This is a genomic window from Nonomuraea sp. MTCD27 (assembly GCF_041950495.1).
GTDB lineage: Bacteria > Actinomycetota > Actinomycetes > Streptosporangiales > Streptosporangiaceae > Nonomuraea.
This window is the reverse complement of record NZ_JBGNUW010000008.1, coordinates 160,950-179,921: the sequence shown is the minus strand read 5'-3', so window position 1 is coordinate 179,921 and position 18,972 is coordinate 160,950. Positions and strand designations below refer to the sequence as shown.

Annotated in this window: 17 protein-coding genes and 1 pseudogene; 12 read left to right on the top strand and 6 right to left on the bottom strand. The window is 70.6% G+C overall.

What is annotated here, in order from left to right; genetic code table 11:
- Positions 1-28: 28 nt before the first annotated feature.
- The gene (locus ACBJ59_RS24615; protein WP_375112590.1) at positions 29-850 is read right to left on the bottom strand and encodes an oxidoreductase; all 822 of its coding nucleotides are present in this window, start codon (positions 848-850) and stop codon (positions 29-31) included.
- Positions 851-1,002: 152 nt separating this feature from the next.
- On the opposite strand from ACBJ59_RS24615, the pseudogene ACBJ59_RS24610 reads away from it, so the two are divergent.
- Both ACBJ59_RS24610 and ACBJ59_RS24605 read left to right on the top strand, forming a co-directional pair.
- Positions 1,003-1,137 (top strand): annotated as a pseudogene (locus ACBJ59_RS24610) (helix-turn-helix domain-containing protein); the annotation flags it as partial.
- Positions 1,138-1,290: 153 nt separating this feature from the next.
- Positions 1,291-1,725, top strand: a complete 435-nt coding sequence (locus ACBJ59_RS24605) for a MarR family transcriptional regulator (RefSeq protein WP_375112829.1) — start codon at positions 1,291-1,293, stop codon at positions 1,723-1,725.
- A gap of 46 nt (positions 1,726-1,771) precedes the next feature.
- Here the strand turns inward: ACBJ59_RS24605 and ACBJ59_RS24600 are convergent, their stop codons facing one another.
- Together ACBJ59_RS24600 and ACBJ59_RS24595 are read right to left on the bottom strand one after the other, a co-directional pair.
- The gene (locus tag ACBJ59_RS24600) at positions 1,772-2,968 is read right to left on the bottom strand and encodes a sensor histidine kinase (RefSeq protein ID WP_375112589.1); all 1,197 of its coding nucleotides are present in this window, start codon (positions 2,966-2,968) and stop codon (positions 1,772-1,774) included.
- Positions 2,965-3,615: a response regulator transcription factor gene (locus ACBJ59_RS24595; RefSeq protein WP_375112588.1), complete on the bottom strand. Its 651-nt coding sequence runs from the start codon at positions 3,613-3,615 to the stop codon at positions 2,965-2,967. The genes ACBJ59_RS24600 and ACBJ59_RS24595 overlap by 4 nt, the downstream gene beginning before the upstream one ends.
- 125 nt (positions 3,616-3,740) lie before the next feature.
- On the opposite strand from ACBJ59_RS24595, the gene ACBJ59_RS24590 reads away from it, so the two are divergent.
- From ACBJ59_RS24590 to ACBJ59_RS24575, 4 genes are read left to right on the top strand one after another with little or no spacing between them, the layout of a single operon-like run.
- Positions 3,741-4,280 (top strand): hypothetical protein, encoded by a 540-nt coding sequence (locus tag ACBJ59_RS24590; protein WP_375112587.1) that lies wholly within the window; start codon positions 3,741-3,743, stop codon positions 4,278-4,280.
- Positions 4,277-5,413: a peptidoglycan-binding protein gene (locus ACBJ59_RS24585; protein WP_375112586.1), complete on the top strand. Its 1,137-nt coding sequence runs from the start codon at positions 4,277-4,279 to the stop codon at positions 5,411-5,413. The genes ACBJ59_RS24590 and ACBJ59_RS24585 overlap by 4 nt, the downstream gene beginning before the upstream one ends.
- Positions 5,410-6,105 carry an ABC transporter ATP-binding protein gene (locus tag ACBJ59_RS24580; protein ID WP_375112585.1) on the top strand — a complete coding sequence of 232 codons (696 nt, stop codon included), beginning with the start codon at positions 5,410-5,412 and terminating at the stop codon, positions 6,103-6,105. The genes ACBJ59_RS24585 and ACBJ59_RS24580 overlap by 4 nt, the downstream gene beginning before the upstream one ends.
- A complete protein-coding gene (locus ACBJ59_RS24575; RefSeq protein ID WP_375112584.1) occupies positions 6,099-7,319 on the top strand; it encodes an ABC transporter permease in 1,221 nt (406 codons plus the stop codon). Before ACBJ59_RS24580 ends, ACBJ59_RS24575 begins: the two co-directional genes overlap by 7 nt.
- A 121-nt stretch (positions 7,320-7,440) precedes the next feature.
- On the opposite strand, the gene ACBJ59_RS24570 is transcribed toward ACBJ59_RS24575, so the two are convergent.
- Positions 7,441-7,926: a GNAT family N-acetyltransferase gene (locus tag ACBJ59_RS24570; protein WP_375112583.1), complete on the bottom strand. Its 486-nt coding sequence runs from the start codon at positions 7,924-7,926 to the stop codon at positions 7,441-7,443.
- A 175-nt stretch (positions 7,927-8,101) separates the two neighbouring features.
- Between ACBJ59_RS24570 and ACBJ59_RS24565 the strand changes: the two genes are divergently transcribed.
- From ACBJ59_RS24565 to ACBJ59_RS24555, 3 genes are all read left to right on the top strand, one after another.
- Positions 8,102-10,870 carry a heparinase II/III family protein gene (locus ACBJ59_RS24565; protein WP_375112582.1) on the top strand — a complete coding sequence of 923 codons (2,769 nt, stop codon included), beginning with the start codon at positions 8,102-8,104 and terminating at the stop codon, positions 10,868-10,870.
- A 294-nt stretch (positions 10,871-11,164) separates the two neighbouring features.
- A complete protein-coding gene (locus ACBJ59_RS24560; RefSeq protein WP_375112581.1) occupies positions 11,165-11,404 on the top strand; it encodes a hypothetical protein in 240 nt (79 codons plus the stop codon).
- Positions 11,405-12,230: 826 nt separating this feature from the next.
- The gene (locus tag ACBJ59_RS24555; RefSeq protein WP_375112580.1) at positions 12,231-12,635 is read left to right on the top strand and encodes a MerR family transcriptional regulator; all 405 of its coding nucleotides are present in this window, start codon (positions 12,231-12,233) and stop codon (positions 12,633-12,635) included.
- A gap of 293 nt (positions 12,636-12,928) precedes the next feature.
- Here the strand turns inward: ACBJ59_RS24555 and ACBJ59_RS24550 are convergent, their stop codons facing one another.
- Both ACBJ59_RS24550 and ACBJ59_RS24545 read right to left on the bottom strand, forming a co-directional pair.
- Positions 12,929-13,198 (bottom strand): hypothetical protein, encoded by a 270-nt coding sequence (locus tag ACBJ59_RS24550; RefSeq protein ID WP_375112579.1) that lies wholly within the window; start codon positions 13,196-13,198, stop codon positions 12,929-12,931.
- Positions 13,199-13,308: 110 nt separating this feature from the next.
- Entirely contained in the window at positions 13,309-14,310 is a 1,002-nt protein-coding gene (locus ACBJ59_RS24545) for a helix-turn-helix domain-containing protein (protein ID WP_375112578.1), read from the bottom strand.
- A gap of 219 nt (positions 14,311-14,529) precedes the next feature.
- Between ACBJ59_RS24545 and ACBJ59_RS24540 the strand changes: the two genes are divergently transcribed.
- The 3 genes from ACBJ59_RS24540 (at position 14,530) to ACBJ59_RS24530 (ending at position 18,966) form a co-directional block, all read left to right on the top strand.
- Entirely contained in the window at positions 14,530-14,973 is a 444-nt protein-coding gene (locus tag ACBJ59_RS24540) for a hypothetical protein (protein WP_375112577.1), read from the top strand.
- Between the two features lie 300 nt (positions 14,974-15,273).
- Positions 15,274-17,832, top strand: a complete 2,559-nt coding sequence (locus ACBJ59_RS24535) for a tetratricopeptide repeat protein (RefSeq protein ID WP_375112576.1) — start codon at positions 15,274-15,276, stop codon at positions 17,830-17,832.
- Between the two features lie 153 nt (positions 17,833-17,985).
- Entirely contained in the window at positions 17,986-18,966 is a 981-nt protein-coding gene (locus tag ACBJ59_RS24530; RefSeq protein WP_375112575.1) for a DUF1838 family protein, read from the top strand.
- Positions 18,967-18,972: the final 6 nt, after the last annotated feature.

The window sequence follows — 18,972 nt, the reverse complement described above, 5'->3', positions numbered from 1 at the left end:
GCCGCGGAAGAGAACGCGAACCCGGCGGCTACCTGGTGGCGTTCATGACGAGCTTGTCGAATTCGCGGTCGGGCAGCGTCCTGTTGAGCTCCAGGAGCCTGTCGGCCAGCCAGCCGACCGCGTACCGCGTCTCGGGCTTGCCGGCTTCGATGGCCTGCCGGATGGTGGTGGCGACGACGCCGGGGTCGGTTCCCTGGGAGTTGTCGCCGAGCTGCGTCTCCGCGCGCCTGGCCATGGCCTCGGCCATCGTGGCGTACGCGGTCCCGCCGGAGATCTCGCGGAGGTGTTGTGCCGTGTGGTCCTCGAACTCGGTCTTGATGATGCCGGGCTGGATGATCACGACGTCGATGCCGAACGGCTCGACCTCCATGCGCAGCGTGTCGGAGTACGCCTCCAACGCGTGCTTGCCGGCGTAGTACCAGCAACCGAGGGGGAGCGCGATCTCGCCGCCGATGGAGGAGACGTTGACGATCGTGCCGGACCCCTGCTCGCGCATGTGCGGCAGGGCGAGCTGAGCCAGCCGGGCCGGTGCGAAGAGGTTGACCTCGAACAGGTCGCGCGCCAGGTCGAGGGCGGTGTCCTCGGCCGCGCCGTGCAGGACTGTGCCGGCGTTGTTGATCAGAACGTCGATGCGGCCCTGCTCCTCGACCACGGCGCCGACGACCCGTTCCAGGTCTTCCGGCCGGCGTGCGTCCAGCTCCAGGACGTGTCCGCCGGCGTCGCGGATGTCGTCCATGTTGGGTACGCGCCGCGCGGCGCCGTAGACGATATGGCCGGCGCGGACGAGTTCGAGTGCGGTGGCCTTGCCGATTCCGGCGGAGGCGCCCGTGACGAGAACGACCTTTTCCATGATGAACCTCCTCTTCGGTCTGAGGGAACGGTAAGGTCCTGTTCCGATCCGAGACAATTCGTGAAACTCATCTGCGCAGGTGGGAGCCGATATATTGGTGCAACGAGTTTGTAGCTGAGTGCAACAACGCTCGATCTGGGGGAGAGGATCGCATGCCAGGAGGCCGGTTGACCGCCGAGGACCGTCGCCGGATCGCCGAAGGGCTGGCGGCCGGCCTGACCTACGCGGAGATCGCCCGCCGGCTGGGACGCTCCAGGTCCACCGTCACCCGCGAGATCGCCAGGAACGGCGGCCCGCACGGCTACCGGGCGGCCCGCGCCCAGCATGCGACGAGCTGGCGCGCCCGCCGCCGCAAGCACGCTCCCCACGCCGGCGTTCCGCGCGGCACCGACGACCGTGAGGTCCGCACGGCCCAGGAGTTCGAGGAGCAGTTCGTCGCCATGATGATCGAGACCGGGATGGCGCCCATGACGGCCCGGGTGTTCGCCGCACTGTTCGTCAGCGAGAGCGGCAGCCTGACCGCCGCGGAGCTCGTCCGGCATCTCCGTGTCAGTCCGGCGACGATCTCCAATGCCACCAGGTGGCTCGAGCAGAGAGAGCTCGTCGCCCGGGAGCGCGAGGCGCGCCGGGTGCGATACTTCGTCGACGCCGACGTGTGGTACCGCACCTGGGCGGCCAGCGCCAGGTCGATGGCCCTGTGGGCCGCCACCACCCGGCACGGCGCCGGCATCTTCGGCACCGACACGCCCACCGGCGACCGGCTCCACACCACCAGCCAGTTCTTCGAGCTCCTCGGCCACGACATGAGCCAGGCGGCCGAGCATTGGCGGCAGGCGCTCTCCACGCAACGCCGGCGATCAGGTCCGGCCGGCTGATCGGGGTTGCCTGCCCCGTCCGGCGGCGTGAGGAGCGGGTGCGGGGTTACGACGTCTCCCGAGCCGGCTCCGGCCGCCCGGCCACGGCCAGGGCATCGGCCGGCAGCGTGACGGTGACGGTCAGGCCGCCGCCCGCGTTCGGCGCCGCCGTGACCGTGCCGTGGTGCGCGTGCACGATGGACCTGACGATGGCCAGGCCCAGACCGGTCGATCGGGAGCCGGCGGTGCGGTGGGACGTCAGCCGCTGGAACGGCTCGAACAGCCGGTCGACCTCCTCCGGGGGGATGGCGTCGCCGCTGTTGCGTACCGTGACGAGCGCTTCGCCGTCGCGGTGACCGGTGCCGACCTCGATCCGACCGCCTGGATGGTTGTGCCGGATCGCGTTGTCCACCAGGTTGCGTACCAGGCGATCGAGCAGGACGGGGTCGCCGACGACAGGGGCGGGGCGCAGGTCGGTGGTCATCGACAGGCCGGAGGTCTCGGCTTCCTCGTCCGCCTCGCCCAGCGCGCGGGCCGCGGCGAAGGCCAGATCGTGCGCCTCGTGGGCGATGGCCCCGCTTTCGCTGCGGGCCAGCGACAGCAGGCCGTCCAGCAGGCGTTCGGCCTGGCCGGTCGCGGTCAGCACGCGCCGCCCCATCGCCTCCCACTGGGCGACCGTGCTCTCCCGCTTGGCCAGCAGCACCTCGGCGCCGGTACGGACGATCGCGAGCGGGGTGCGCAGCTCGTGCGAGGCGTCGGCGACGAACCTCCGCTGGCTGTTGAAGGAGGCCTCCAGCCTGGCCACCATCTCGTCGAAGGTGTCGGCCAGCTCCTTGAGCTCGTCGGGTGGGCCGGTGAGCGCGACGCGCTCGTGCAGGTGGTGCTGGGAGATCCGGCGGGTGGCGGTGGTGAGTGTCCGCAGCGGCCGGAGCATGCGGCCGGCGATGACCCAGCAGACGCCGAGCCCTAGCACGGCCGTGGCGAACAACGCGATCGCCGACGTTCTGGCGATGTTCATCAGCGTGGCGTTGCGGTACCAGACGATCTCCCCCATACGGCGCTCCAAGGCCGCGCACTTGTCGGCCCGCACGGGGTCCGCCGCGCCCATCTCGTCGCACATCGCGGCCATCTCGGTCGCGGACGGAGCACCGGCGTGCAGCGCGTAGTTCAACGCCAGGAGCGCCGCGCACGTGCTCACGAGCACGACCGCGTAGGTGAGCGTCAGCCGCAGCCGGATGGACGGGCGCGTACGGCGCGGCCTCACAGCCGGTATCCCGCGCCGACGACGGTCTCGATGAGCGGCGGGTCGCCCAGTTTGCGGCGCAACCGGGCGATGGTGACCCGCACGGTGGCGGTGAACGGGTCCGCGTGCTCGTCCCACGCCCGCTCCAGCAGGTCCTCGGCGCTGACCACGGCGCCGTCGGCGCCCATCAGGATCTCCAGCACGGCCAGCTCCTTGGTGGTCAGCGGGATGATGCGGCCGGCGCGGGTGACGACGCGCCGAGCGGTGTCGAAGGCCAGGCCGGCGCGCCGCAGGACCCGAGGGGCGTTGTTCGCCCGGCGGGCCAGCGCGCGGATCCGCAGCACGAGTTCGTCGAAGACGAACGGCTTGGGCAGGTAGTCGTCGGCACCGAGGATCAGGCCGGCGACCCGGTCGGCGGATTCTCCGGCCGCGGTGAGCATGAGGATCCGGGCATCGGTGCCACGCGCGGTCAGTGCGGTGCAGACCTGGTCGCCGTGCAGGATCGGCAGGTCGCGGTCGAGCACGACCACGTCGTACCGGTTCGCGCCGGCCTTGTGCAGGCCGTCGAGCCCGTCGGACGCGAGGTCGACCGCGATGCCCTGGTCGCGCAGCCCGTCGGCGACCTGTTCCGCCAGCAGCAACTCGTCCTCGATCAGCAGTACGCGCACCCGCACATCCTCCTCTCCATCAGCAGTTTCGGCGGTTGGGCGTAACACCGGCGTTACAGGCGCTGTAACGGTGCCGTTGCCGGCCCGCTGCTCCACTGGATCCCGGACCAGAGGAGAGATCGCTGATGAGAAAGAGATTCGTGGTCGTCGTCTGCCTGCTACCACTTTTGCTGGTCACGGCGGCCGCCTGCGCGGAATCGACCGACGGCGAGGGCGTGGCCTCGGCGGGCGGCACCGCCGCCCCGAACGCGACGCGGAGCCTCAGCCGGCTCGACCTGCTGACCAGGTTCGCGCAGTGCATGCGGGAGCACGGCGTGCCGATGACGGACCCGGAGGTCGACGGCGACATCGTCCGGCAGGGCAGGTACGACAAGAACGCGGTGAGCGCGGACACGGAGGTCGAGGCCGAAGAGGCGTGCAAGCGGCTCCGCCCTCCCCAGGAGACCGGCCCTGAGGCCGACCTCAAGAACGAGCTGTCGCGCCAGTTCGCGCGGTGCATGCGGGAGCACGGCGTGGAGAACTACCCCGACCCGAACCCGGGTGGCACCAGGATCGGCGAAGACATCGGGAAGGACCCGCAGTTCGACGACGCGAAGGCGCTCTGCACCGCGCAGAGGGACGCGGCGCAGGCGTCGATGCGACCGAGCGCGGGAGCGACGCGGTGACGACCGGCCGCCCCGCCGCCCGCCGCCGGCGCGGCCGGCCCGCCGTGGTGGCCGGTGCGGTCCTGCTCGCGGTCGGAGCCGCGGCCGCGGTCGGGGCCTCCGTCGGGTTCGGCGGGGTCGGGTTCGGCGGGGGCGGGTTCGGCGGGGGCGGGTTCGGCGGGGGCGGCACGGGCACGCCGACCGCGGCGAACCTGCCCCCGGACACCGCGCGGGTGACCCGGCAGACGATGCTGGACGCCGACGAGGTGGCCGGCGACCTGGGGTACGGCGCCAGGACCGTGCTGGTCGGGCGCATCGCGGGCGTCGTCACCAAGGTGCCGCGGGCCGGCCAGGTCATCCGCCGGGGCCGGCCGATCTACCGGGTGGACAACACGCCGGTCGTGCTGATGTACGGCGACGTCGCCGCGTACCGGACGCTCGGCCCGTGGGTCACCGGGGCGGACGTACGGCAGCTCGAAACCAACCTGAAGGCCCTCGGCTACGGCGGATTCACGGTGGACGGCACGTACACGGAGGCCACCGCGACTGCCGTGCAGCGATGGCAGCAGGATCTGGGCCTGTCGCAGACCGGCCAGGTCGAGCAGGGCCGGGTGCTCTTCGCCCCGGGCGCCATCCGGGTCGACACCGTGACGGCCGGGGTGAACCAGTCCACCGGCAACGGACGGGAGGTGCTGCGGTGCACCGGCACCGGCCGCGAGGTGACGGTCAGGCTCGAGGTGTCCGACCAACGGCTGGCCCGCAGGGGCGTCAGGGTGCAGGTCCAGCTGCCCGAGGGCAGGAAGGTGGCCGGCCGGGTGAACCGGGTCCACACGGTGATCGAGCAGCCGGCCGATCCGAGCGGCCAGGCCGAGACCCTGATCGAGGCCGTCGTCTCGCTGCGCGACCCCAAGGCGGCCGCGGGAATCGAGGCGGCCGTGGTCAACGTGGTCTTCACCGCCGCAGAGCGCAAGGACGTGCTGACCGTGCCCGTCGCGGCGCTGGTGGCGCTGGCCGAGGGCGGCTACGGCGTCGAGGTCGTCGAGGGATCCGCCACGCGCTACATCAAGGTGGAAACCGGCCTGTTCGCGAACGGCCTGGTCGAGGTCACGGGTGACGGGTTGGCGGAGGGCATGACCGTGGGGATGCCGGGATGATCGAGCTGACCGACGTGACGAAGGCGTACCCCGGTGACGTCCACGCGCTCGCCGGGGTCACCCTGACCATCGACGCCGGCGAGCTGGTCGCGGTGGCCGGCCCGTCCGGCTCCGGCAAGTCGACCATGCTGCACATACTGGGCACGCTCGACCGGCCCACCTCGGGCCGGGTGGTGGTCGACGGCCACGACGTGGCGCGGCTGTCCGACCGGCAACTGTCGGCGCTGCGCGCGAGCCGGATCGGCTTCGTGTTCCAGCAGTTCCACCTGGCCACCGGCCTGCCGGCGCTGGACAACGTGGCCAACGGCCTGCTCTACGCGGGCGTGCCGATGGGAGAGCGCCGGCGGCGCGCTGCGGCGGCGTTGGAGCGGGTCGGGCTCGGACACAGGCTCGACCACGAGCCGCACGAGCTGGCCGGCGGCGAGAAGCAGCGGGTCGCGATCGCCCGGGCGGTGGTCGGCAACCCCGCCCTGCTGCTCGCCGACGAGCCGACCGGCAATCTGGACACCGCCTCCGGACAGAGCGTCATGGCGGTACTGCGGGACCTGCACGCCGCCGGTACCACGGTCGTGGTGATCACCCACGACCGGGAGCTCGCCGCCGGCCTGGACCGGCAGGTGCTCATGCGCGACGGCCACGTGGTCGGCGACGACATGACCGCGCCACACCAGGAGGGGGAGACGGCATGGTGACCGCGCGGCAGGCCCGCCCCCGGGCCACGCCCGCCCGGATGTCTCCGTCCGACGTGGCCCGGGTCGGCGCGGCCGGGCCGCGCACCCGGCCGACCCGGGCGCTGATGTCCGCGCTCGGCATCGCGATCGGCATCGCCGCGATGGTCGCCGTGGTGGGCATCTCGTCCTCCTCCCGCGAACAGCTTGACCGTCAGCTCGCCGCGCTGGGCACGAACCTGCTCACCGTCTCCCCTGGACAGACGCTCGGGGGCCAGACCGCGAAGCTGCCCGCCGAGGCCGAGGCGATGATCGCGCGGATCGGCCCGGTCACCGCCGTCTCGGCGACCGGGGCGATCCGCAACGCCACCGTGTACCGCTCGGACAAGATCCCCGCAGTGGAGACCAACGGGCTGACCCTGTCGGCCGCCCGGCTGGGCCTGCCACAGACCGTCGGCGCGGTCCTGCGCAACGGCACCTGGCTCAACGGCGCAACCAGCCGGTATCCGGCGGCGGTCCTCGGCGCCGACGCGGCCGAGCGGCTCGGCGTCGGTCGGGCCGGCCCGGAGGCGGTGATCTTCGTCGGCGGCGAACGGTTCACCGTGATCGGCGTGCTCGACCCGGTCACGCTCGCCCGCGAACTGGACACGGCAGTCCTGATCGGCTGGGAAGTCGCCGCCGACCTCTTCCGCTTCGACGGGCGGGCGACCACCGTCTACACCAGGTCGCGCGACAGCCAGGTAGAGGCCGTACACAGCGTGCTGGCCGCCACGGCCAACCCGCAGACGCCCGGCGACGTGAGCGTGTCCCGGCCCTCGGACGCCCTGTCCGCGAAGCAGGCCGCCGACGCCGCCCTCAACGGGCTGCTGCTCGGCCTGGGCGCGGTGGCCCTGCTCGTCGGTGGCGTCGGGGTGGCCAACACCATGGTCATCTCGGTGCTGGAACGCCGAGCCGAGATCGGGCTGCGCCGCTCACTCGGCGCCACCCGGGGACAGATCAGGCTGCAGTTCCTCACCGAATCGCTCCTGCTGTCCGCGCTCGGCGGCGTCGGCGGGGTTCTGCTCGGTATCGCCGTCACCACCGGATACGCCATCTACCAGACCTGGCCGGCCGTCGTACCGGCCTGGGCGACGGCGGGCGGACTCGCCGCCACCATGCTCGTCGGCGGCCTCGCCGGGCTCTACCCGGCCATCCGCGCTGCCCGGCTGTCCCCGACCGAAGCGCTGTCCACACCCTGACCGGGCGCCGTCCGGCAGTTTTGGGCTTCCTCACCGAGCCTGGGTCAGCGGCGGCACGTCCTGCTCGCCACCCGCCCGCGATCTGGCAGGCGAGGTTGGATGGAGGAGCTGGTCCACCGGGTCAAAGGAGTGCCGCGATCTCCGGCCAGGAGTAGAAGACCTCGTCGGGTGGCACCTCGCCGGTGAGGACTCCGCCGAGGGAGGCGTAGAAGCGGCGGGCGCGTTCGTTGGCGGCCCGTACCCGGATCGCCAGCGAGCCGAACCCGTCGGCGGCCAGATCGGCCGCCGACGCTCTGAGCAGGGCGCGGCCATGGCCGCGGCCCTGATGGCCGGGACGGACCGCGAGGGCGTAGATCTCGGCGTCGAGGCCGAGCTCCGGTCGCGCCGGCCCGCCCATGATCAGACCGACGACCGTCCCGTCCGGCAGCTCGGCGAGCCTGGTGTGGTGCGGGCGAGGCCGTTCGGCCGCCTCCCTGAGGAGATTCCGGCGCCAGTTGGCGGCGGATCGGTCGCGGGTGACGTCGAAGTCCGCGAACTCGGCGAACGCGGCACAGGTGACGTCGGCCATGACGTCCGCGTCGGGCGGGAGGGCGTACCGGATCGGCATGCGTGGAGACTACGGCGCGACAACGTGTCCGTCACCGGCCGCAACGAAACCCGAACTCAACGCCTTCCTGGGCGGCGCCGGCTACCCCATCCGCCGTGACCCGCACCGGGGCGGTCAGTTCGATGGCCGCGCCCGACATACCGCGGACATACCGCGCACCCCTACCTTGGCGTGCATGTCTCCCTCGTGGCGGCGGCTCGCCGTCCTGATTCTGGTCGCCGCGTTCCTGGTGCCGGCCCCTCCGGCCGCCGCGGCCGCATTGTCCGACGCCGGCTTCTTCGGCAGGTGGAGCGCCGGCGCCTGGGCGGTGGGGCCGCGGCTGAACTACGCGCACGCCGGCCTGAAGCCCGTGGAGAGCGCGGTGAAGGCGGGGGACTACGCGCTGGCCAAACAGCGGCTGCTGGATTACTACCGCGCGCGCCCGGCCATCGAGGCGGGCGGCTTCTCGCACACGACCTGGCCGGGCGCACTCGAGCTGACCCCCAGCCACATCTGGACGCTCGGATCGGGCGAGGTCTACATCAAGACGCTCACCTTCGGCCCGGGGGAGAAGACGGTCACGGCAGACGTCACGAGCAGCATCACCAGCGGCAAGCCCGGATTCTTCCTGATGAGCCGCTACAAGGACGCGGTCATCGCCCTCGTCAACAGCAGGAGCAAGGGGTCGGGCAAGCCCACCCTCCGCCTGACCCTGGCCGACGGCTCGGTGAGGACCCTGCACCCCACGCACGACACCTACATCTGGGCGGCCCACCCCGGCAGCGTGTACGGCGCCAAGTACTACATGCAGGTCAGCGACCAGGGCACGGGGGCGTTCACCGGGGAGACGCGCAAGGCGTACCTGCGGTTCGACCTCGGCGGCGTCACCGGCGTGAAGAGAGCGGAGCTGACGCTGACCGGCACGGCCGACACCGCGAAGGACATCATGCTGTACGGCAACGCCGAGACCTTCGACGAGGCCACCCGCACCTGGTCCAACACCGTGCAGAACACGTTCTCCTGGGAGGGCGACCCCGGCGGGTTCGACTGGAAGCTCCCCGGCGGTGCCGACAAGGACAATCTCATCGCCGACATGGAGTATCTCTACCAGCTTCCCCGCTTCTACTTCGCCGGCCCGCTGGCCCTGGAGTACCGGAAGACGGGCAACGAGCAGTACGCCCGCACGCTCATCGGCCTGATGACCGACTTCATCAAGGACGCCGACGCCTACGACGCCGACCAGGGCGCCGGTTCCTACCCGGGCAACCTGCACGCCGCGCGTCGCCTGCACAACTGGATCGCGGCCTTCGAGATCCTGCGCAAGAGCCCGTCGCTGACCGCTGAAGCCAACACCGCGATCCTCAAGACGATGAACCGGGCGGGCCTGTTCCTGCAGGTGAACGTCAACGGCACGCCGAACAAGATGCAGTCGCAGAAGATCACGCTGCTGCACGCGTCCGTCTACTTCCCGGAGTTCCGCGTGGCGCCGGCGTGGCGGACGAACGCCGCCGACTTCCTCTCGGCCCAGCTCAACGACTCGACCTACGCCGACGGCGGCTACAAGGAGTCCACGGACGCCTACCTGCGGGGCTACCTCAGACAGTACGTGGACGTCGTCGCCTACATGCGGCGCAACGGCATCGCGTTCACCGCCACCACCAAGCTGCGGCAGTTGGCCCGCTTCCTCATGGACCAGAGCTACCCCAGCGGGTACGGCCCCGCCTACGGCGACAGCGACTCCCTCGACCTGCGGAGCACCCTCGCGGAGCTGGGCGAGCTCCTCAATGACCCCGAACTCCGCTACGTCGGCACCTCCGGCACGTCGGGCGCGAAGCCGGCGCACACCTCCGCCCTCTACCCGGACACCCGGGTCGCGGTCTCCCGCTCCGGCTGGACCGCCGGCGACTCCCACCTCCGGATCAACGCCGACCGCGGCAACCACAGCCACCCGGACGAGCTGGCGATCACCGCTTATGCGTACGGCCGGCCGCTCCTGCCCGACATGGGCACCTTCACCTACAGCACGGACACCCGCGCGCAGTGGCTGCGGCGCACCACGGAGGCGCACAACACGATCGAGATCGACGACAAGCCGCAGACCTCGACGGCGGAGGGCGGAATCTCGCATCTGATCACCAACCCCGCCTTCGACCTGATCGGCGCGAACACCGAGAGCTCCGCCGGTGCTCGCCACGAGCGCTCCGTCCTGTCGCTGCACTCGGGCCTGTGGGTGGTCTCCGACCGGCTCAAGCCGGTGGACACCGCCACGCACCGCTACGAGCAGAACTGGCACTTCGCCTCGGACGCCAAGCCCGTGATCCGCTCCGGGACCGAGGCCACCACCACCGCCTTCCCGACAGGGGCGAACCTCGCGATCGTCCCCGCCGACCCGGCCGAGGTCGGCTCCGGCCTGCGCGACGGCTACTACGCGCCGCGCTTCTACTCGGTGGAGAACGCGAAGTACGCCTCCTACGTCAAGACGACCACCGGCCAGACGACCTTCGACACCCTCCTGCTGCCGTCCAAGGGCGCGGCCGACACGTCCGTGACGGTGGAACGGCTCCCCGTGGGCAGCATCCCGTCGTACCAGGCGACAGCTCTCAGCCTGAACGGCGGCGCCGGGGTCTACTACAAGTCCTGGACCGCGAAGACGCCGCGCGCGTTCGGGTCCTACACCTTCGACGGCAAGCTGCTCTACGCCGACGCCGGGTCGATCGTGATGGTGGACGGCTCGTCGGTCGAACGTGCGGGCGCGACCCTGGTCAAGGCGCCGGCCGCGGTCAAGGACCTGTCCGTGACCTTCGGCGGGGACGGCACCGTACGCATCGACGGCAGCGAGCTGACCGCGAGCACCGACGCCGCCAAGGCCATCGCGATCGCCGCGCCGAATGCCGTAAAGGTGATCCTCAACGGCAACGTCGTTCCCTTCGTACGCGCGGGCACGCTCATCTACGCGGCAGCCTGAAGGACCCGGATCATGGAGCTGCCCGACCCGCGGTAGGCAGGCGGGGTGCGACCCGACACGGCACCCCGGCCACCGCACGTGCCCGGCACAGTGCTCATCGCCGCGCCGGGTCCGGCGTGCTGCCCCGATCGGGCGCTCTCTGCCGCCGACGCCCTGACCCGGGTCCGGGTCTCCCACCGGGACCCGGGGGACGTGACGCCCCGTGGATGCCTGGGGGTCCGAGCTGCGGCTTTCGTGCATGGTTGGCGGGGGTTGGGTGCGGAATTGTCGGTGGCGTACGGCACAGTGGAGGGCATGACTGAATCGCCGGTAAGCAGTGTTGTGACCGATCCCACCCACGTCGATCCCATGCCTGAGGTAAGTGCGTCAACCGGGGTGGGTGACCGGACACGTGATCGTGAGGCGGCCGAGCAACCGCTCGTCTGTCCCCGTTGCCAGGGAGTGACCGTCGGCGTGCAGGCCACCGCCTACACGCCCGAGCGCGGACGGCTGATCGTCACCAACGGCTATTGCCAGGCCGGCTGCTCCGGTTGACCGCATCCTGACCTGTGAAGCCCTTGCCGACACCAAGCTGACCCACTTCTGCTCCCTCCGGGAGGATCGCCGGCCGACAGGCCTGACGTGCCCTTGCAGGCCGTAACCCAGGACGACGACGGCGCCGGCCGCTGCCACGGCCGCGTCGATGACCCGCCGAGTCACGCCGCCAGCACCTGCGCCGCCGCGGCCACTACGCCCGCCGCGGCGAGAAGCCCTCTGCTCGCGGCGCCGCCGAACCCGATCCGGCAGCACGCCGGCGCTCCCGCTGACGCATGAGCCTGTCGTGCGTCTGTGCGGGCACGGCGCAGGCCGGAAGGCTGCCGCGCCCGCCACCGAAAATCTACATTCGCCGCAGTAGACATTCGCGGGTATGGGTACTAGAGTTTCTGACATCGCAAGGAACGGATCCACCGGGCAGCAGAAGTAGTAACTGGCATCACGACGAACTGCCCGGAACGCGGATGAAGTCTGTTGGTTGCGGCAGAAGGTCGGACGTGACGGGCCAGCGCAGTTGATAGGGCCCTGATCGTGGACGCGCTGCCGAAGAGTAAGTGGACGCCATGTCCAGGAGATAGAGAAGGGAGTGTTGAACGCCATCGAAGGATCGCCCGTTGCCGGCTGAGTCCCGCCGCTCGGGTACCGCAGTTCCACAGATTGGAAGGTGGTCTACGGTCACGCATTCGCGATCCCCGCATCACCGCCGCACGGCAGGGCGGATGCGGAAAACAGTAAGCCGGCCGGATGGCCGGTAGATGGTGTTGAACCTCTTCGGGGCCCCGGCGCAACGCGCCGGGGCCCCCTGTTCGCGTGATGAAAGGCATCTATGGATCAAACCCACCCACCCCACACCCGCCGCGGCGGCAAACAGGCGCCGCCCGCCGGCACCGTGGACAGCGGCACGCACGGCGTCACTGACGGCGCCGACGACCGGTTCGACGATGAGGACTACCCCGCCTACAGCATGGGCTCGGCCGCGGAGATGCTCGGGGTCACTCCCACGTTCCTGCGGGCTCTGGGCGCCGCCAAACTGATCGAGCCGAAACGCTCCAGCGGCGGCCACCGCCGCTACTCCCGCTACCAGCTGCGCCTGGCCGCGCGTGCCCGGGAGCTCGTCGACCAGGGCACCCCCGTGGAAGCCGCCTGCCGGATCATCATCCTGGAAGACCAGCTCGCCGAGGCGCTGCGCATCAACGCCGAGTACGAACGCGAGCGCTCGGCCGGAAACTGACCCGGCGGCTTCATCACCCTGCGGGCCTGGTCTCCGACCGTCGCTGACCAGGCCATCCGCATCCCACCCGCCGGCTGCAGCCCTTCGTGTCCGGAGCTGCCGGGGTCGGCCACGCCCACGCCGAGCCACCGACGGTCGCCTCGCCGCAGTGCTGCCCGCCTTCGGAATCGCCGAGTTCGCCACCGCCGACCTTCCGGCGACGCTCAGGCCCGCATCCGCTCGGCCACCTCAAGCAACGGGGCCGCCACCTCGGTCGCCGCAGGCAGTGCCGGTCGTGTGATCGGCCACGGCTTTCAGTCCTGCGCCGCCGGGAAGGGCGGCAGCGGGCGGATCAGCGGGGTGAGCGTGCGTACGGCGTCGTCCAGGGTGATCACGTCCCTGGTGGCGATGGGGACGATCTCGCGTGCGGCGACGTGATCGTGAACGTGCTCGCCGATGACGCGCCCGCGCCGGTCATGCGGCCAGTACATGAGGGTCCGGTTCCGTTTGGTGTACCAGCCGCCGGACGGCTCGATCGTCTTCCTGCCACGAGCGGCGCCGCGGGGCATCCGGGAGACTTCCATTCGCTAGGGCGTTCCATATGGTTCCGCCCCTGGAACGGCGCTGACCTGGGTGACCGCGTGTCCGACCTGATCACGTCGGCGTCGATGCCGACGGCCAGGGCCGGAGGGTGTCACCCCTGTTGCGACTGGCGGTATCGGAGGTGGCGCCGGTAGGTCGCCGGAGGGGCCCCGTAGGTCTTCCGGAAGAGGCGGTTGAAGTGCGCTTCGTTGGTGAAGCCCCAGCAGGCGGCGATGACCCTGATGGGGCGACCGTCCATCAGGGGATCGGCCAGCGCGCGGTGACAGCGTTCGAGCCGCCGCTGCTGGATCCAGCCGGTGACGGTGTAGCCCTCCTTCTGGAAGAGCCGCTGCATGTGCCGCAGGGAAACGTGGTGGGCGGCGGCGATGTCGGCTGTCGAGAGCTCCAAGTCATCCAGATGCCGCTCGATGAACGCCTGGGCACGAAGAACGAGCACCGCACCGGGATCCGTCACGAAAGGCGAGGGGTCGGTCTCCAGTTCGTGGGCGAGCACGGAAGTGAGGAGATCGACGATGACCCCCGACAGCCGCTCGGTGTCGGCTCGGGTCATGCGCGCGGCCTGGGCCAGGACCTGGTGAAGCAGTCCGCTGAACAGCGCGGCCACGCTCTCACGCCCGGAGATTCGCCTGGCGAGTAATCGCTGCAGGGTAGCGCGGGGGAGGGCGAGGGCGCCGTGGGGGACGTGCAGTATCAGCCCGTCGGATATCTCGTCGGGTGAACCGCCCGACGCGCGGTGCTCGCCGGGAAAGCTCCACGCCACGAAAGGACGGGAGGCGTCGTAGAGCGTCAGGTCCGCGGGAGCAAGCGTCGTCTCCTGGTTTTCCTGGACGATTCCCGATCGGCCGCGAAAGGAGAGCGCCACTTGGTAGGCATCGGAGTTGGCGCGTCGAATTCTGTTCGCATTTCTGCGCGCCTCGAACCCGGAACACCTGACTCTCGACAACCGCAGCGCACCCAGATCGACGGTACGCATCTCCGCCCAGAAGTCGTCGACATGTTCGCTGAAAGCGTCCACCGATACCACCGACTCGGCGACCGCCTGCCACCAGAAAGCGAACCTGTCCTTGACAGGGACGTCGTCGAGCCGAACCACCGTCAAAGCCACCTGTCGCCCCCGCAGACATCCCCTGGACCAGGCCCCGCCAGGCATGCGTTCATCCTCGAACTCATGGCGCCGGAGGTCAAGCAAGTGGACGCACAGCGGCAAACCCGCACCGTCCAGAGGTGTCAAGCTTCTGGAACGGTTAGGTGACCGCCGGGCATGCCGGAATCGGCCGGGAGCGTTCTGTTCACAGGGGGAACCATGAGACGAATGACAGCTGTCCTCGCAACCTGCTTCAGCCTGATACTCCTTCTCGCCACACCCGGCCTGGCCCGGTCCGCCCAAGGCGCGGGATCGGCCGGAGCGCTGGAAGGCGGCGGTTGCCGGGCGCCGTACGACTCCAACGGCTTCAAGAACACCTATCCCTGCATATCCGTGTCGGGCGGCTATTTCAGAGCCGACTCCTACACCGCGGGATTACCGGCCGGCTGCTCCTATTACATCGTCTATCTCATCGAGTGGGACCGGCTCGCGCCGGTCACCGGCGGCCGGGTGGCCAATCTGTCGTCGCATCAGCCCTGTAACAGGGTGCATTCCGATATCGTCCTCTACCGGGACTCCAACACGCCATGGACGTACATCTCGAGGATCACGGTATTCAACAGCAGCCATGCGAAGATCGGATCCCTGGAAAGCCCGCGCGTCTGGACCTAGAAAAGCGCTGAGGATGCCGGGAGCGAGCTCCGCATGACGAGTCGCGTGCGGGGCTGACGCTCGCGCTGAGCAGGGGGTGCCGACCTGCGGCAGCGCCCCGCACCGCGAAGACCTCGCCGGCGGCGGTCTCGGCGCCGCGGTGACATGCTCATGTATTGTCTGGTCCGAGCCGGCAAGGCCACCAGCAAGCGCGCACAGGCATGTCATCGGTGTTCGGACGCCGGAGGACGAGTGGACAAGTCGTCAGGTGCACACGGTGCCGGCGGAGGATCCCAGCAAGCGGAGATCATTCGGGGCACGTTGCTGCGTGGCTGGCGGGAGCGGGCACTGCTGACCCAGGAGCAGCTGGCCGACCGGGCCGGCCTCAGCGTCCGCACCGTTCGGCGGCTCGAACGAGGCATCCAGGTCCGGCCCCGTGGCGCCTCGTTACAGCTCCTGGCGGACGCCCTCGGGCTCAGCGCCGCCGAGCGGGAGGCTCTGGTCACCGCCACCTCGGACGCCCTGCCTCGGCGGACAGTGACGGAAGTGCCGGTGCCGCGCCAGTTGCCGGCCAACGTCGCCGTGTTCATCGGCAGGGAGCAGGAGCTCGCCGATCTGGAGAACGTCCACTCCCACCAGCAGCACGGCGCCGATCCCGACAGCGGCCACGGCCCGCCGGTGAAGATCATCGCCGTCGACGGGATGGCCGGGATCGGCAAGACCACGTTCGCCATCCACGCCGCTCACCGGCTGACGCCCCACTTCCCCGACGGAACCTTGTTCGTCGACCTGTACGGCTACACGCAAGGACGGGCACCGGTCGACGCCGGAGACGCGCTCGACCAGCTCCTGCGCGGCCTCGGCCTGGCCGGCGAGCGGATACCGCCCGAGCTCGACGAACGTTCGGCGCTCTACCGCAGCGTGCTCGCCGACCGCCGGGCACTGATCGTGCTCGACAACGCGGTGAGCGAACGACAGGTGCGCCCGTTGCTGCCCGGGGCCGGCGGCTGCATGGTCGTCATCACCAGCCGTGGCCGTCTGACGGGCCTCGAACGCACCCATACCGTCAGCCTCGACATCCCCTCGTCCGCCGACGCCCTCGCGATGTTCGTCCATGCGGCCGGACAGAACCGCCTCGTGCGGACCCCGACCGACCTGCTCCACCGGACCGTTCAGCGCTGCGCCATGCTGCCGCTGGCCATCTACATCGCGGGCGCCCGCCTGCGGTCGCACCCCTCCTGGAACGTCGAGGACCTGCTCGAACGGATGGACGAGCACGAACCGCGGCTCGACGAGCTCCAGGCGGGAGAACGAAGCCTCACCGCCGCCCTCGATCTGTCCTACCGCGAGCTCACCCCCGGCCAGCAGCGCGCCTACCGGCTGATGGGCACGCATCCCGGGAAGGACTTCGACGTCCACGCGGCCGCCGCGCTGCTCGGCTCCCCCGTCCCGGCGGCCAGGCGACTGCTCGACCAGTTACTCGACGTCCACCTCCTGCAGGAGCCCGTCGCCGGCCGGTACCGCTTCCACGACCTCGTCCGCGAGCACGCCGCCGTGGCGGCCGGCCACGACGGGGTCGAGAGCGGGGCGGCGACCGGCCGGCTGCTCGACCACTACGGCACGGCTGTGACGGCAGCGGTGGACACGCTCTACCCGTACGAGGCCGACAAGCGCCCGGCCGTCCGTGCCGTCCGTGCCGCCCGGGTCGCCGCTCCGGCCATGCGATCGGCGGCGCAGGCGTCCACCTGGCTGGACGCGGAGCTGGCCAACCTGGTCGCCGTCGCGGCGCACGCCGCCGACCACGGGTTCGGCGACCGCGCCGTGCAACTGTCCGCCGCCCTGCACCGGTGCCTGCGCACCCGCGGCCGCTACATCGAGGCCGAGGCCATCCTCCATCGCGCGCTGACGGCCGCCCGCGTGACGGGCAACCGCTCCGGCGAGATCGAGGCGCTGCTCGGCCTCGGCGAGATCAGCTCGGCCCGGGGACTGCACGGACAGGCCGCCGCCCACCTCGGGCAGGCTCTGGACATCGCTCAGGAGACCAGCGACCGCCGGGGCGAGCTCGGCGCGCTCAACGGCCTGGGCTGGACCCACCGGCGGCGGGGCCGGTACCAGCAAGCGGCCGAGGTGTTCGAGCGCGCTCTGGCCATCGCGCACGCCATCGGCAACCGCACCGGCGAGCTCGATGCCCTGACCGGCCTCGGTGACGTCCACCGCATGCTGGGCCGGCACGAGCGGAGCGCCGACGACTTCGCCCAGGCGCTGGACATCGCCAGAGCGCTCGGGCACCGCACCGGCGAACTCAAGTCGCTGAGCGGCCGGGGGCACGTCCTTCGCGCCCTCGGCCGTCTGGAGGAGGCGGCGGACAACTTCGCGCGCGCCCTGCCCATCGCCCGCGCGACCGGGCACCGTACCGGCGAGCTGGACACGCTGAGCAGCCTCGGCGACATCCATCGCTTGCGCGGCCGCCTGCCGGCGGCAGCCAGCACCTACCAACAGGTGCTCGACATCGCCACGGAGATCGGCAGCCCCAACTGGCAGTTCGAAGCCGTCCAGGGGCTGGGACGGCTGTGGCGCGCCGCCGGACGGCCGGCGGAGTCGCTCGACCACCACCAGCGGGCGCTCGCGCTGGCGACGGACCTCAACCAGCCGGACGACGAGGCCCGTGCCCACGACGGGGTCGCCCACGCCTGCCACACGCTGGGCCGGTACGAAGAGGCACGCCGGCACTGGCGGCAGGCCCTGGAGATCCTCACCACGCTGGGCAACCAGCAGACCGAGGACGAGGAGGCGAACGTCGACACCATCCGCGCCCACCTCACCGCTCTGGAACACTCCGGCGGCGACGCGCTCGCCGCCGTCACCGACCACCGCCACTAGCCACCGGGAACACCCGGCCACGGTGTCCTTCTCACGTATGCCGGGTGCCCGCGGCCCGATGGCGGCCCGCTGATCGCCGGGCTGGACAAGCCTTCGCGGGACATGATCACAATATGGCGCTGTTCGCTTCCTTCGCGGCACGAAAGGCCGAACGTGATCAGAAAAGGCATCAAGGGACTGCTGGTCCCGATCGCCATACTCCTCAGCTCCGGCACTACGGGTGCGGCGGCGCACGACGAACCCGCCGGCTCCACACATCCCGGACCGGTTTACGCGACGGTCACCGACAAGAGCGGGAAACTGTCCTTACAGACGTTCGGACGGCCGGACGGAAAGGACATGGTGTTCCGGATCTCCGGATCGGTGTACGCGAACATCGAGGGCAACAGCCTGGACCCGGCGATGCGGCACGGCCAGAAACTGTTCAACATCGAGGGCTACAACATCCGGCGGCTCTACCGGGTCCCTGACACCAACCAGCTCTACCAGCTCTCCCGGGAGATCGTCTTCTACACCGACCCGGCGGATCCGCGGCGCGTCCTGCGCGAATGGAAGAACCCGATCGACGGCAAGACATACCCGGTCGTCCCCATCAACAACGACATGGTCAACTTCGGCCCGTTCACGATCACCTCCTCCTACGCGGGCCCGCCGCTGCAGCAGCTGCACGACGAGACGGTGTGGACGAGCGACATCGGCGTACGCGCGAACTTCGCCACCACGCTCGGCGAGCGATTCGGCCTCGTCGGCGGTGTGTACGCCGCGCAGGAGATGTTCGACTTCTCCGTCGACGGGCGCGAGGTGGTGGCCCGTACCGGATCCGGCGTCCCGACCGGCGCGATGAAGACGAAGATCAGCTGGGCGCGGACCAGCCCGTGGGCGCCGTTCATGTGCCTGGCCGAGACCGACGTGCGCGGCCAGCTCACCTACCACGCCCGCAGCTGGTCGCTGGGCTCCTACGGCCAGATCGAGCCGTGGCTGCGGGCCGAGGTCGAGGCGAACCACCCGCTGTACAAGGCCGCACCCAGCGCTCCGGGGCCGAGCGAGAACTCCTGGACGTCCTTCCACACCAAGCAGCTCGGCAGGGGCGCCACCACCTGGGCAGGATGGTGCGCCGCCAACGGCCGCGCCTGAACACCT

Coding starts and splice junctions, on each gene's coding strand:
- ACBJ59_RS24615 (WP_375112590.1), bottom strand. CDS start 850: ATGGAAAAGGTCGTTCTCGTCACGGGCGCCTCCGCCGGAATCGGCAAG.
- ACBJ59_RS24605 (WP_375112829.1), top strand. CDS start 1,291: ATGATGATCGAGACCGGGATGGCGCCCATGACGGCCCGGGTGTTCGCC.
- ACBJ59_RS24590 (WP_375112587.1), top strand. CDS start 3,741: ATGAGAAAGAGATTCGTGGTCGTCGTCTGCCTGCTACCACTTTTGCTG.
- ACBJ59_RS24580 (WP_375112585.1), top strand. CDS start 5,410: ATGATCGAGCTGACCGACGTGACGAAGGCGTACCCCGGTGACGTCCAC.
- ACBJ59_RS24575 (WP_375112584.1), top strand. CDS start 6,099: ATGGTGACCGCGCGGCAGGCCCGCCCCCGGGCCACGCCCGCCCGGATG.
- ACBJ59_RS24570 (WP_375112583.1), bottom strand. CDS start 7,926: ATGCCGATCCGGTACGCCCTCCCGCCCGACGCGGACGTCATGGCCGAC.
- ACBJ59_RS24565 (WP_375112582.1), top strand. CDS start 8,102: ATGTCTCCCTCGTGGCGGCGGCTCGCCGTCCTGATTCTGGTCGCCGCG.
- ACBJ59_RS24560 (WP_375112581.1), top strand. CDS start 11,165: ATGACTGAATCGCCGGTAAGCAGTGTTGTGACCGATCCCACCCACGTC.
- ACBJ59_RS24555 (WP_375112580.1), top strand. CDS start 12,231: ATGGATCAAACCCACCCACCCCACACCCGCCGCGGCGGCAAACAGGCG.
- ACBJ59_RS24550 (WP_375112579.1), bottom strand. CDS start 13,198: ATGGAAGTCTCCCGGATGCCCCGCGGCGCCGCTCGTGGCAGGAAGACG.
- ACBJ59_RS24540 (WP_375112577.1), top strand. CDS start 14,530: ATGACAGCTGTCCTCGCAACCTGCTTCAGCCTGATACTCCTTCTCGCC.